Here is a 13,946-nt window from a genome sequence, read left to right as displayed (position 1 = left end):
TGTAATCTATGTCATCGACTTTAAAATTAAACTAAATTATTCTTCCTTTTGTGGATTCAGTTCTAATATTCCAAGTACAAGCAGATATTGTGCCACAAGATAAGTAAGCATAATAAAAAACGAGCCTTTTTCTATTGAAGTATGAAACTTATCAATTGCCAGAGTACTATCAGAAATGACAAAAATAACAGCCCCGTAAAAAACATATTTGTTTCCCGGTTTAGACCAGCTTAAAAAACCATTAAAAGCAAATAAAAGCATAGTTGAAATCACGAATGCATAAATGATTACAGGAACTTTTAAACTGCCCAAAGTTGGCAGTAAAAAAGAAATCATTCCTACGACATAAAGTAAAATAATAAGACATCCAACTCTAAAAACTATATTGTTTCTAATTTCAACGGTTTTTTGTTTGTTAAAAAGTGTACAATATAGGAGATGCGAAATCAGAAAAGAAGCTAAGGCCAGAATAAAATAAATTTCAGCGATATCTGCAAATAATAAAACAATATCGCCAATCCAAGAAAATGCTAATGCAGCTAAGAGTAAATTTCGCGACGGGAATCTTTTGTAAGCGTAAACCGCAAAACCTAATAACGGAATCAAAGTAGGTTTTAAATACAGATCCAAATATTCATATCCCAAAAGCAGCGCAAGCAAATAAATAAGGCTGATAAAAAATAAATTTTGAAAAATAAGGTGTGTTTCATAGTCATCAGGAATTGAGTGTTATACCGGGGGAGATTTAAAATCGATAGCTACAAAATAAATTGTGGCTATAAATGAAAAACTTAAAAAACTTAAAATGATGTAATTTGAAAATGGAAAAACCTGATTTAGCCCAAACCAGTCGCCATAATAAGAAATGATTGCAATGACAATTACAAAACGGAAACCTTCCCAAAAAATTGCATATTTACTTTTATCCATTAATTCACTATAACTGTAAATCGTTATCAGGATAAAAAAGCCATAAACAAAGATACTGGGCAAACCAATTTTGGCAATATTATCAAATAAATAAGTGACAAACAAAAGGGTAATCAACATTTGAGTAACCGACCAATAAACTAGTTTTTGTGAATTTTGAGTTCCGTATTTTTCAAAATCATACACATTTTCAATTTTATGGACAGGATATTTTTCTTCAAAATTTTCTGGTCGCCAGCCTGTTGGTTTAAACCAAATGGTAAATTTATCTTTCCAGTTTTCGGCACGCCAGGCATCTTTGATTAATAAAATAAGATGTTGGAAATTGATCTTAATCGGATTCCAGGTTTGCGCCGGTCTTGTAATGCCAAATACAGGCGGAACATCATCCATTTCTGCCTGAAAAGTACCAAAAAGTTTATCCCAAAAAATAAATATTTGAGAATGGTTTTTGTCTAAATATTCGGGATTTATAGCATGATGAACACGATGATGCGAAGGGGTTACCAAAATGTGCTCTATAAAACCCATTTTTTTAATATGTTTGGTATGATACCAAAATTGTAAAAACAAATGCAAAGGCAAAGTAATCGCGATCACTGTGGCCGGAACGCCCAATAATGCAGCAGGAATCAATAAAAAAGTAAATAAATTAACCAGACTCGCAATAGGCTGACGCAATGCACAGGCTAAATTAAACTCTTCACTACTGTGATGAATCGCATGTTTGTTCCAAAGAAAATTTATTTGATGTGCCAGTCTGTGGCTCCAATATCCGTAAAAATCAATAACAAAAAAGGCAATACAATAAGATAAAACAGAAGCTTCAAGATGGAAAACGGCAATTTTAGAAACCAGCCATTCATATGAAATAAAAGTCAGGCTTAAACCCAAAACATCCTTTACAGAATTGGTAATTCCGGAACTGATGCTTGAAACACTGTCAATTAAAGGCGCAGTGTCTTCTTTTTTATAGATGCCGTATATTTTTTCAATTATAATTAAAACTAAAAAAATAGGCGTAGCGATAATTAATATCTTTCCATATTCTTCCATAAAAAAAATGTTATAAAATATTCAAATATAGAATATTTTATAACATTTTTTAAATTATTCACAATTAAACAATCTCTGCGCTAAGTCCTGCTTCTAAAAGCTGTGTACATTGAGGTTTAAGTTTGTCCATCGGACCTGTTTTTACCGTGCATTTTCCGTTGTAATGTACAATTAAAGAACATTGTTCTGCTTGCTCAGGTGTATGATTACAAACGCGCATTAAAGTATCGATAACATGATCAAAAGTATTTACATCGTCATTATAAACAATGATCTCGTTATTAAAACCTGTCGCTTCTTTCTCGCGAACTCTTTCTCTTACTTTTTCTTTAGTACTCATGTTTTTTAGGTTTTTGTACTGTTTGTAATTACTATCTAATTTACGTATTTTAATGAAACCCAGTTGTTTCTTTGAAATTTTTTAACATAAGTCAAACCTTTCTCCGTGCAGGAAGCATCAATAAACGGAATATCTTCTTCATAAAAACCGCTAAAAAGTATAATTCCTTTTGGGTTTAAAGAATCAACATAACTTTGCATATCGTTTAGCAAAATATTACGGTTGATGTTGGCAATAATCAAATCGTATTTTTTTCCGGCCAATAAAGCGGCGTCACCTTCATAAACGGTAATGTGTTTGCAGTTATTGCGTTCAGCATTTTCTATAGAATTCAAATAACACCAGTTGTCAATATCAATAGCATCAATTGGCTGAGCGCCTTTCATTTCGGCCAGAATGGCTAAAATTGCAGTTCCGCAGCCCATGTCTAACGTTTTTAAACCTTCAACATCCATTTCTAATAAATGCTGAATCATCATGTGCGTTGTTTCATGATGACCGGTCCCGAAACTCATTTTTGGTTCGATTACAATATCAAATTCAGCATTGGTTTTTTCATGAAAAGGAGCGCGTACGTGGCATTTTCCGTCAACATCAATCGCTTCAAAGTTCTTTTCCCATTCCTCGTTCCAGTTTACCTGATCGATTTCTTCAACGGTATATTCAATTTTAAATTCTTCAGATTCTAAAATATAAATGTCATCCAGAATATTCTCATCCCACAAATCTTTCTTCACATAAGCCGAAATTCCGGTTTCTGTTTCTGTAAAAGTTTCAAATGCTTTTTCGCCTAATTCAGCAATTAAAATTTCTGATCCGGGTTCTTTCGGTTCAATCGTAAAATGATATCCTAAATATATATTCGACATAAATAATTTTTTTGCAAAGGTAAGAATCCAAAGTTGAAGTTCTTTAAAAATAAATCATATTCTCTAGAAGATTAATGTTAATTTTGATTCAAATTTCTACTAATTTAATTTATGAAGAATATCATTTATATTTTACTTTTTGCAGTTTTAAACGGCGCTTCGTGTGAGAACGACCACGAAGTAATCCGATCTTTTTGTTATTGGAAAACTGATTTAAATTTTCAGAAAGAAGATGATTCTTTAATGAGAGAATTGGATGTAAAACACCTATATGTTCGCTTTTTTGACGTAGATTGGAATCCGTATGCAAAAGAACCTTTACCGGTGGCAACAATTGGAAATGTCAGTTTAAACGAAAGCAATCCTGATATTACACCAAGTGTTTTTATTACCAATGAAGTTGTTTTACAATCGACTAAAAAGCAATTGGATAGTTTGGCGGTTAGAATTGCACAACGCGTTAATCAAATTGGTGTAAAAATGAACGAAACAAAAGCAGATGTAATCGCTAATGCAATTGTTTACCCCAAAGATTATTACAAACAAAAAGACTATAAACGAATTAATTACGATTCGATAAAAGCGTTAGAATTAGCCAAATTAAAAGTTGATTTTAAGGAAATTCTAATTGACTGTGATTGGTCTGAAAAATCTAAAGACAATTATTTTTATTTATTAAAACAAATCAAAAAAGGTTTTCCAACAGCGCAAATATCTGCTACAATAAGACTTTGGCAATATAAATTTGCAGAAAAAGCCGGAATTCCGCCAGTAGATAAAGGTTTGTTGATGTGCTATAATTTGACAAAACCAGACGATTTTAAAACCAAAAATTCAATAGGAACAAGCAACGAATTGGCGCAATATATTACACACGGCGAATATAAACTCAAACTCGATATTGCGTTGCCGTTATATAGCTGGGCAGTTGTTTTTAGAGGAAATCAGTTTAAAGGAATTTTATCAGATTATGATCAGTTACTGAAAGATTCGATAAAATTGAAGAAATCAACTGAATCTAAATATGTTTTAGAAGATGATGTTTTGGTTGGGCAAACTTATTTGCGAAACGGAGACGAGATTAGAATCGAGAAAATTTCTGAAGAAGAATTAGATAAAATGATTTCGATTGTAAAAGATAAAATTAAGATTGATAATCAAACCAAAGTGACGTTTTTTTCTTTTGATAAAAAATACATCAACGATTATGGAACCCAAAATATATCCAGCTGTTATGCGCGTTTTTAGTAGTTTACTTTTTCTTTTAAGCCTTCAGGTTTCATTTGCCTGCGGATGGAGTGTTTCGCCGGAAACCAGCAGATTGGTATTGTTTAAAGCACAACGAGAAGGTTTTTTTAAACTCACGCCGTTTTATTATTCTGCAGATTATTACTATTCGACAAATACAGTTTCGGGCGTAGATCAGGAGCTGAATTGTTTAGAATGGCAGAAGAAACTTGGCAATCAAATTAACCCAAAAGATGTTCACACGATTTTGTACGAAACAGATGCTGAACAATTTGAAAATGCTTTTGAATCTAAATCATTAAAAAAAGCGTTCGAAAAAAACACTTTTATTGAAGCTTTATTGTTGCCAAAAAACAAAGTCTTTTTAAACTATATTTTATTTGCTAAAAAACTTGAATATAACAGTAATATCGATGTAAAATGGGAATCCTGGGAACAAGTTGGTTATAATAGCAAGGATCATAAACTAGCAGATTTAGAAGATTTCGAAAAGAAAATTAAAACTGCAAAAGATCCCTTTTTAAAACAGCGTTATGCTTTTTTAATTCTCAGATATAGTTTTTACGCTCAGGATAAAAATGAAGTTATTCGCTTATACGATACTTATTTTGCAGAAAATAAAAATACAATTCTTCAACCTTGGGCTTTGTATTATAAAGCCTTATGTATTGATGATTTGCCTTTGCAGAATTATTTATTGAGTAAAGTTTTTGCTACTTGCGAAGAAAAATCATTTGCCGTTTTACAGCATTATAACTGGAAATTAACTGCCGAAACTTTGGCTTTGGCCCAAAATAATGAAGAACGAAGTGTAATTCTGTCAATTGAAAGTTTTCGTAATCCGGCTCCCGATTTAAAAACAATCAAAGAAGTTTACGAATTGAGTCCGAATAGTTTGAATTTAAGTTTTTTAATTGGGAGAGAAATCAATAAACTCGAAGACTGGATTTTTACACCACAATATACCACAAACGGAACCCCATCGGTTGTGTTTGAAGGAACGGACTGGTACGGAGATTACGTCAATGCTAAAAATGAAAATTTCAATAAAGATATTCTGTATTTAAGAGAGTTAGAATATTTTCTGATTGCTATTCGAGAACAAACGTCTGGTGAACAAAAAAAGTATATAACCGCTGCAATTGCACAGCTTTGCTTTATGGATGATGATATCGAGTTGGGAAAAAAATATACCAATATGATATCTGATAAAGCCAATGCATCGATACAAATGCAGAAAAATATTCAGTTGGCATTAGTTTCCTTAAAACAAGATGATTTGAAAAACGAAACAGTGCAAAACCAACTTTTTAAATATTTTGATGCTATTGAAAATTTAGTTGAAACCGATAACGGATTATTCAAAAACTTATACAGTTTATATAGAATAGCAAGCGGCGAATTCTATAAAAAAAATGATTGCGTTACAGCAGGTTTATTAATGATGAAATCGGATCTTAAGAATGAAGGAGAATATTCAGGATATTATAATACTCCTTATTTCTATAACTACATTGGTTATTTTGAACGAACTGCAACCGTTGAAGACGTTGATAAATTGATTGCATTACAGCAAAAAGAAGATAAAACACCCTTTGAAAAATACATTTGTTCCGGAACAATTGCACCAAATGTTGATTATTACAAAGATCTAAAAGGAACAATTGCTTTCAGAAACAATGATTTAGAATTGGCTTATGAAACCTTTTCAAGTATGCCCAAAGATTTTTGGGAGAAGAATTATTCCTTTACAGATTTTCTAAATGAAAACCCTTTTACACCCAAAATTCTGCAAAAACAAGAAGAACGAAAATTTGATTACCGTTTTAATAAAGCCGAATTTATTGCAAAATTAATTCAGTTGAAAAAGCAAAACACAGCGTCGGGCAATCTGCAATTGGCAAATGCGTATTTTAATGTTTCTTATTTAGGAAATTCCTGGATGATGGTTGCCTATGACTGGACATCTGGCGAATCCTATGTTGATTATGTTTATGGAGATAATTCTGAAAAAGAAAAAACATACCAAAAAGGCAATTATTACAGTTTAACAATGGCAAAAATGTATTATGAAAAAGCCTTGAAAATGTCTAAAAATAAAAATGAAAAAGCTCTGGCCAGTTTAATGATTTTTGAATGTAATTATTACAATCATTATGCTACTATTATTTCTGCCGAAGAAGAAGAAAAAAATCCATTTAGAGCAGGGAAGGAGCTTGTAGATTTTTATTCACTTTATAAAACAACACCAACTTTTAAAAAGTACAATTGCCCATTGTTGCAATCATTTATAAACTAATTTTTTTCCACCATATAAGTTATATAAGTAAATATAAGTATGATTTTAAACTAAACTTATATTTACTTATATAACTTATATGGTTTAAAAACATAAAAAAAGCGCTCACATGGTGAACGCTTTTATAATATAACAGATTTTAAAATCTTTTTAATTTTGTAATCTGGTGGCTAAAATGTTTTAGATAGCCGTTACAATTGCTAAAAAGTCTTCTGCTTTTAAAGCAGCACCTCCAATTAAACCACCATCTACGTCTGGTTTACCGAAGATTTCTTTAGCGTTATCAGGTTTTACAGAACCACCGTATAAAATAGAAACTTCATCAGCGATATCAGCTCCAAAAGCCTTACGGATTGTTTCTCTGATAAATTCGTGCATTTCCTGCGCTTGTTCAGGAGAAGCAGTTTCTCCGGTTCCAATTGCCCAAACTGGCTCATAAGCTAAAACAACTTTAGACCATGATTCTTTTGCAATATGGAAAATTCCGTCACGCAATTGGTTTTCAACAATGTTGAAGTGATTTCCAGATTGACGATCTTTTAGTTCTTCACCAAAACAGAAAATTACAGTCATATCATGTTTCAAAGCTGTATCAACTTTGCTTGCGATCAATGCATCTGTTTCGTGAAAAATAGCACGACGCTCAGAGTGACCAAGAATTACTGTATTTACACCAATACTAGTTAGCATGTCTGCAGAAATTTCTCCTGTAAAAGCTCCGCCTTCCGCTTGGTGAACGTTTTGTGCAGCAACACCAATAGTTGTATTTTTTACTTTAGCAGCAGCTGCTTGTAAATTTACAAATGTTGGGGCAACAATTACTTGCGCAGTTGTTTGTGCTGGTATTTTTGTAATTAATTCACTTAATAATTCTTCAGTTTGTCCTGCGTTTTTATGCATTTTCCAGTTTCCTGCAACAATCTTTTTTCTCATTTTGGTAGTTTTTATTATTCTTTTTTTGTTTTTTATTCTTGTATTAAATTGAATCCAGCATTGACATTGAATTTTGAAATTGTCATTACCATTCAAATTTTATTTTAAACCTTTTAAAGTTTCATTGATTTTATCAAAATCAGTTTCTATGGCGCGGTATAATACAATTTTACCAGTTTTGTCAACGACAATGTATCTAGGAATCCAATCAAGATCAATTGCTTTTCCAAAAACACCTTTCATACCGTCGTTCATCATAAAATGATCGCCTTTTAATTCGTGTTTTTCAATTCCGGCTTTCCATTTGTCAGCCGTTTTATCTGCCGAAAGGAATAAGTAAGAAACATCAGGATTATTCGACTGAAGCTCTTTTAATTTAGGCATTGCTTTTACGCAATCACCACACCAGGAAGCCCAAACTTCGATAACCAAAGTTTTTCCTTTGTATTTTTTAAGAATGTTCTTGAAAGAAGTCTGACCTCCATCAAGGGTTAATAATTTTTCAGACAAAGCTTCTTTTGAAAAACTTGTTTTCTGAGCTTGTGAACATGAAAAAGTAATAAATGCAATAACAATTAGCGCTATTTGTTTCATATTAAAATAATATTTGTAATGTACTTTAAATTGCTTTTCAGGAAATGAATCTGCAAATTCAAATCAGAGCAATTTCATAAATTAAGGTTCCGAACAAAGTTAAACAAACAAATCGAATGCCAAATGGAGATTAACAAAATTTGAAGACTCGTTTATTTTATCACAAAACGGGAAATTTCGGTTAAAAAAAGCGCTTTGAAATCGTAATAGTTCACTTGAAAAACTTGAAATTATATTATATTCCGGAAAATGTTTTCTAAAGAAAATGAGAAAAAAGATATTTTTAATGAAAGAAGGATTTTTTTGAGCCAAAAAACGTCAGATTAAAGCAAAAAAAAGACTTCAATAAAATTTTCTAATTTAGAATTTACTGAAGTCTTTTAAATATGATTTTTAGAATTTAATTCAAATCATAATTACCATTTGCCCATTTCTTGCTTGGAACAATCCATTCGTCTAAAGCTTTATATAAAAAACCGTGTTTTAGATTGGTATGCAATTGGATTTGCTTGAAATGATTTATTTTTAGTTTGGAAGTTTCTTTTCGTTTTGTAGCATCAACACCATAAATATCTGATTCTTCATAAATGGTCAGTATATTTCCACAGAAATTAATATCCGGAATTTGTTCGATATCGCTGTCCATAAAGCATCCAATAAAAACAAAATTTACATCTGGATTAGCTAACAAAGTAGAAACATATTCTGCAATATAACCACCTTTTGAAGTGCCGATTACTGTAATTTTATTTGGAGGAATACCTTTTTTAAGAAGTTTTTTAATTTGTTTTACTGTTTTTTCAGCATAGTCATATGCATTAGTGTTTTTCTTTCTTTTTTCGCTGATAACAATAAAATTATCTTTTTTAAATGAATCTATAATCTCGTTATACTCTGCTTTTCCATATTCAGGATGGGCAACACTTAAATCGTTTTCTTCGACAAATTTATTATGAAAGAAGAAGATGTAGCGTTGGTCTTTGTTTGCGGTTTCCTGGCTAAAACCCACAAAACCGGAAAGTATAATTATTAAAGAAGTAAAAAAGAATCTTGGTAATTGTTTCATAAATAAATTTGTTTTTGAAATAGTTTTAACAAATATAAAGAACAAATTATGTGATTTATTTTTCTTACTTAATTATTTGCACAAAAAAACGCCAATTCAATTATATAGAATTGGCGTTTTTTTATGTTTTCTAATTTGAATATTTTATAACTTCAAATCATCAACATCATTATAATGAACTTTCTGAATCACAGTTCCGTTTTCTAAAACCACAATACTAGGATTTGCTCTTTCGATTGTTTTTAAAGTTGTAGCATCGCAGAAATAAAAATCGACATTTAATCCATATTGTTTTTTAGCTTTTGCAATTTCATCAGCTCCGGAAGCAGTCATAGCGATAACTTTGTATCCTTTTGATTTTGCCTCTTTATTTACATCTTCCAACTTTTTCATTCCTTCAGGATTTGATAAAGTCAAATCGTAGGTTACAAAAATCAATAATTTTGGTTCTTTCAGCAATTCTTCTTTATAATCAGAATCGTCTTTTGTCATCGAAAAATCATGAATTGGCGGAACATAACCTTCTGTAATTACTTTATCCTTTCTGTCAACAAAAGTGGCACCTTCCGGAATATTGGCTAGATCTTTTTCTGTAAATTCTTTATCAACACCATTTACTTTGTAGATAAAAGTCATTTCAACTACCGATTTTGGTGCACCTTCCGGAATTTCCATACCTTTCTCGATGTTGCTTCCTACTTTAAACGGACGGAAATCTTTTATAGGATTATGGTTTAAAACCCAAACAGCCATAACAACACATAATACGATAGCAATTAGCGTAATAATATTGGTAACCGTCTTTGAGAATAAACGTTTTACCAGCTTTTTATTGATGAATAAAATCAGAATAAAGAAAAGTAAAACAATATCTTTTGTAAACGATTGCCAAGGAGTTAAGTGTAAAGCATCTCCAAAACATCCACAATCTTTAACTACATCAAAATAAGCAGAGTAGAAGGTAAGGAATGTGAAGAAAACAATTAAAAGCAATAAAGCCCAAATGGTAAGTTTTGATTTGTAACCCACCAATAACATTACGCCCAAAACTACTTCTAAAATCACTAAAAAGATCGCCAAACCTAAAGCCAAAGGTTCTAAAAATGGCATATTGAAAACCGGCTCACTAAAATATTCTGCCAATTTATAAGAGAAGCCAACCGGATCATTCAGTTTAATTAATCCTGAAATGATAAATAATACGCCGACAAATAATCGGGAGAATTGAGTAATGATGTTTTTCATGGGGGAAAGTATTAAAATTTAAATCTCAATAAAGAAATTCCAAAATCCAATTCTATAACTTGGGTTTTGGAATTTAAAAATTGGAATTTTATTTGTTTATAGGATTTAGGATCAAAGCAAAAACAGAATAATTAATCATATCCTGATAATTCGCGTCGATGCCTTCAGAAACTAAAGTTTTGCCTTTATTATCTTCAATTTGCTTTACGCGAAGTAATTTTTGCAGAATCAAATCCGTCAATGAACTTACTCGCATATCGCGCCACGCTTCGCCGTAATCGTGATTTTTGGCTTCCATTAACTCTTTGGTTAACTTAACTTTAGCGTCGTATAATTCGGTTGCTTTTTCTACATTAAGATCAGGTTGGTCAACAACGCCTAATTCTAACTGAATCAGGGCCATGATCGAATAATTAATGATCCCGATGAATTCTCCTTTTTCATCTTCATCAACTTTACGAACTTCGTTTTCCTGTAAACTTCTGATTCTTTGTGCTTTTATGAATATCTGATCGGTTAATGATGGCAATCTTAAAATGCGCCATGCACTACCATAATCTTTCATTTTATTGATAAATAAAGTACGGCAAACCGTAATTACATTATCAAATTCAAGGGAAGTATTCTTCATTTATTGCTGTATATTTGCTAAAATTTCTTCAAAAATAAGGATAAAATTAAAGAGTTTATGAAAAAAGTTTCAAGTTTAAAGTTTCAGGTTGAAGTAGATTGCGCAAGCTGAGTAACTTGAAACCTGAAACAAAAATAACTTGAAACAAAAGTTGTGAAACTTGAAACTTGAAACCTGAAACAAAAATAACAAGAGATGCTAATTAACTGCAAAGGCCAACTAATTGATTTGTCGATTCCTAAAGTAATGGGAATTTTGAATGTAACGCCAAATTCTTTTTTTGACGGTGGAAAATATAGTAATGAAGACGAAATAATCTCACAAGTAGATAAAATGCTTTCAGAGGGAGCAACATTTATTGATATTGGCGCTTATTCAAGCAAACCAAGTGCCGAATTTGTTACCGAACAGGAAGAAATTGACCGAATTGTTCCTGCCATTGAATTAATTTTAAAGCATTTTCCGGAAGCTTTATTATCAATCGATACTTTTAGAGCCGAAGTAGCAAAAGCAAGTATAGAAAGCGGTGCAGCAATTATAAACGATATTGCGGCAGGCGAATTAGACGATAAAATGTTTGATATGATTGCAAAATATAATGTTCCGTACATTATGATGCACATGCGTGGAAACCCGCAAACAATGCAGAGTCTAACGCAATATGAGGACATTGTAAAAGAAATACTTTTCTATTTTTCTGAAAAAGTAAAAAAAGCAAGAAGTCTCGGAATTAATGATTTAATCTTAGATCCCGGTTTTGGTTTCGCCAAAACAACCGATCAAAATTATGAAGTCATGCAGAAAATGGAACTTTTTAATGTATTAGAATTGCCAGTTTTAGTCGGAATTTCCAGAAAATCAATGATTTATAAAACGCTTGGTAGTACAGCGCAAGAAGCCTTAAACGGAACAACGTTTCTGAATACCATTGCATTGACAAAAGGAGCTAAAATTTTGCGTGTGCACGATGTAAAAGAGGCGACGGAATGTGTGACTTTGTATAATAAAATGAGTTTGTAAGTTGAATTTAAACGGTAGATTTGTCATTTCGACGGAGGAGAAATCACATCCAGAGAGCGACGTACTGTATGTCTTCACTTATGTGATTTCTCCTCCGTCGAAATGACATACTTTGTGTTAAAAAAAACAAATAATATGAAATACTTTAGTTTAATTATCACTCTTTTACTTTTTTCCTGCGAAGAAAAAAAGACGTTCTACTTCCAAAATCAAATATTTCAATCGTTAAAAACGTCGAAGATCTTTCACCAATTTACATCTTTTTTAAAATTGATGGAAAAGATACAATTGCAGAAGTAAACCGAAAAAACAGCATTATTTCAACCAACTGGATTTTCAATGTTGACAAACGTTTACCGTTAAGATTGGTAATTCCGGAAGTAATAAAACTACAGGAAAAAAGCGTGGCGAAAAAGCACACAAAAACGAAAAAGCCGAGAATTATTATTCCTACGCAGATTCTGTTGGAAAGAATTTAGCCTTTTTGCCTTTCACGAAAGTGTATTATAAAATGGAAAAACCAAATAAAGAAAATTTTGTATTTCGTTTTAGAAAAGGAAAAGAGCAAGTTTTGATGGGAAATAAGGAAATAAAAATATCAGAAATATTACAACGTTTTTATAGTATAAAGTTTGAAAGGGTGCCGGATGTCGTATTTTTATTCGATAAGAACATGAGTTATGAAGAATATATCCAACATAAAATTTTACTGCAAAAATATGTGTCATACAATCTTGATAAGCTTCCTGTAGAATTCATCTTCTAAACTTGAAACAAATAAAACCTGAAACTAAAAAAAACAAAGCTTTTCTATTGATGATGATAAGGTTCATTTCTTAAAATCGTAAAGCCGCGATACAATTGTTCGATAAAAAACAAGCGAACCATTTGATGCGAAAACGTCATTAACGAAAGCGAAATTTTACCTTGTGCTTTGCTGTAAACCGTATCGGAAAATCCGTAAGGACCACCAATTACAAAAACCAAAGTTTTGATTCCCGAATTCATTTTCTTTTGCAATTCTTCAGAAAAACCAACGCTGGAGAAGTTTTTACCGTTTTCATCCAATAAAATCAACTGATCTGTCGGCGTTAATTTGGACAAAATCAATTCGCCTTCTTTTTCCTTTTGCTGACTTTCAGATAAATTCTTTACGTTTTTAATATCCGGAATTATCTCCAAATCAAATTTGATATAAAACGACAAACGCTTGGTATAATCGTCGATTAAAGTCTGCAACGATTTATTGTCGGTTTTGCCAATGGCTATAAGTTTGATATTCATATTTCTATTTTGTTTTTTGCCACTCCCGATAGCTATCGGGATTCACGAATGAGTACGAATTAAAAATAAATAATCTGTGTTAATCCGTTCAATCAGTATAATCAGTATAATCAGTGGGCTATTTTTTATTCTCAAAAACGGTTTCAAAATGTTCTACAATAGGAAACGGTTCATAATAATGATGCAAAATATTTTTCCATTCCAGATAAGCTTCAGAAGTTCTAAAACCTACGGTATGATTTTCGAGTGTATTCCAGTCAACCAATAAAAGATATTTATTTTCGACTTCAAGACATTTCTGTAAAGTATGACCTAAATAGCCATCAATTGATGAAATGTATTGACTTGCTTTTGCAAAATCAATTTCAAACTGATTTGTTAAATCTGGTTTTACGAAAAGGAATGCGGCTTCTAGAATCATAATTATATTT

At 31.6% G+C, this 13,946-nt stretch carries 15 protein-coding genes; 4 read left to right on the top strand and 11 right to left on the bottom strand.

Features of this window, described 5'->3' with window-relative positions; genetic code table 11:
• Positions 1–36: 36 nt before the first annotated feature.
• From ACZZZT_RS18760 to prmA, 4 genes are all read right to left on the bottom strand, one after another.
• The gene (locus tag ACZZZT_RS18760; RefSeq protein ID WP_463461518.1) at positions 37–630 is read right to left on the bottom strand and encodes a lysoplasmalogenase; all 594 of its coding nucleotides are present in this window, start codon (positions 628–630) and stop codon (positions 37–39) included.
• A gap of 99 nt (positions 631–729) precedes the next feature.
• Entirely contained in the window at positions 730–1,986 is a 1,257-nt protein-coding gene (locus ACZZZT_RS18755; protein ID WP_463461517.1) for a sterol desaturase family protein, read from the bottom strand.
• Positions 1,987–2,050: 64 nt separating this feature from the next.
• The gene (locus ACZZZT_RS18750; protein ID WP_029269514.1) at positions 2,051–2,326 is read right to left on the bottom strand and encodes an ATP-dependent Clp protease adaptor ClpS; all 276 of its coding nucleotides are present in this window, start codon (positions 2,324–2,326) and stop codon (positions 2,051–2,053) included.
• A gap of 35 nt (positions 2,327–2,361) precedes the next feature.
• Positions 2,362–3,195, bottom strand: coding sequence for a 50S ribosomal protein L11 methyltransferase (gene prmA / locus ACZZZT_RS18745; RefSeq protein ID WP_463461516.1), 834 nt, complete (start codon positions 3,193–3,195; stop codon positions 2,362–2,364).
• A 111-nt stretch (positions 3,196–3,306) separates the two neighbouring features.
• Here prmA and ACZZZT_RS18740 point away from each other — a divergent pair, with 111 nt between their 5' ends.
• On the top strand, positions 3,307–4,443 hold the full coding sequence (locus tag ACZZZT_RS18740; protein WP_463461515.1) for a hypothetical protein: 1,137 nt from the start codon (positions 3,307–3,309) through the stop codon (positions 4,441–4,443).
• Positions 4,403–6,742, top strand: coding sequence for a hypothetical protein (locus ACZZZT_RS18735; RefSeq protein ID WP_463461514.1), 2,340 nt, complete (start codon positions 4,403–4,405; stop codon positions 6,740–6,742). Before ACZZZT_RS18740 ends, ACZZZT_RS18735 begins: the two co-directional genes overlap by 41 nt.
• 180 nt (positions 6,743–6,922) lie before the next feature.
• On the opposite strand, the gene tpiA is transcribed toward ACZZZT_RS18735, so the two are convergent.
• The 5 genes from tpiA to ACZZZT_RS18710 all read right to left on the bottom strand — a co-directional run bounded on the left by tpiA (position 6,923) and on the right by ACZZZT_RS18710 (position 11,211).
• Entirely contained in the window at positions 6,923–7,675 is a 753-nt protein-coding gene (gene tpiA, locus ACZZZT_RS18730) for a triose-phosphate isomerase (RefSeq protein WP_209562267.1), read from the bottom strand.
• 99 nt (positions 7,676–7,774) lie between these two features.
• Complete coding sequence (locus ACZZZT_RS18725) at positions 7,775–8,269, bottom strand: TlpA family protein disulfide reductase (RefSeq protein ID WP_463461513.1); 495 nt, start codon at positions 8,267–8,269, stop codon at positions 7,775–7,777.
• Positions 8,270–8,669: 400 nt separating this feature from the next.
• Positions 8,670–9,335, bottom strand: a complete 666-nt coding sequence (locus ACZZZT_RS18720; protein ID WP_463461512.1) for a dienelactone hydrolase family protein — start codon at positions 9,333–9,335, stop codon at positions 8,670–8,672.
• A gap of 144 nt (positions 9,336–9,479) precedes the next feature.
• Positions 9,480–10,580, bottom strand: a complete 1,101-nt coding sequence (locus ACZZZT_RS18715; RefSeq protein WP_463461511.1) for a BT_3928 family protein — start codon at positions 10,578–10,580, stop codon at positions 9,480–9,482.
• A gap of 88 nt (positions 10,581–10,668) precedes the next feature.
• Positions 10,669–11,211, bottom strand: a complete 543-nt coding sequence (locus ACZZZT_RS18710; protein ID WP_463461510.1) for a DUF1599 domain-containing protein — start codon at positions 11,209–11,211, stop codon at positions 10,669–10,671.
• 195 nt (positions 11,212–11,406) lie between these two features.
• On the opposite strand from ACZZZT_RS18710, the gene folP reads away from it, so the two are divergent.
• Both folP and ACZZZT_RS18700 read left to right on the top strand, forming a co-directional pair.
• Entirely contained in the window at positions 11,407–12,231 is an 825-nt protein-coding gene (gene folP / locus ACZZZT_RS18705) for a dihydropteroate synthase (protein WP_463461509.1), read from the top strand.
• A gap of 511 nt (positions 12,232–12,742) precedes the next feature.
• Entirely contained in the window at positions 12,743–12,997 is a 255-nt protein-coding gene (locus ACZZZT_RS18700; protein ID WP_463461508.1) for a hypothetical protein, read from the top strand.
• A 44-nt stretch (positions 12,998–13,041) separates the two neighbouring features.
• Here ACZZZT_RS18700 and rlmH read toward each other — a convergent pair whose 3' ends face one another.
• Complete coding sequence (rlmH, locus tag ACZZZT_RS18695; RefSeq protein ID WP_029269532.1) at positions 13,042–13,515, bottom strand: 23S rRNA (pseudouridine(1915)-N(3))-methyltransferase RlmH; 474 nt, start codon at positions 13,513–13,515, stop codon at positions 13,042–13,044.
• A 118-nt stretch (positions 13,516–13,633) separates the two neighbouring features.
• Positions 13,634–13,936 carry an antibiotic biosynthesis monooxygenase family protein gene (locus ACZZZT_RS18690; RefSeq protein ID WP_463461507.1) on the bottom strand — a complete coding sequence of 101 codons (303 nt, stop codon included), beginning with the start codon at positions 13,934–13,936 and terminating at the stop codon, positions 13,634–13,636.
• Between the last annotated feature and the right edge of the window lie 10 nt (positions 13,937–13,946).

The organism is Flavobacterium sp. AC274 (assembly GCF_979258275.1).
This window is presented reverse-complemented; position numbering and strand designations above follow the sequence as displayed.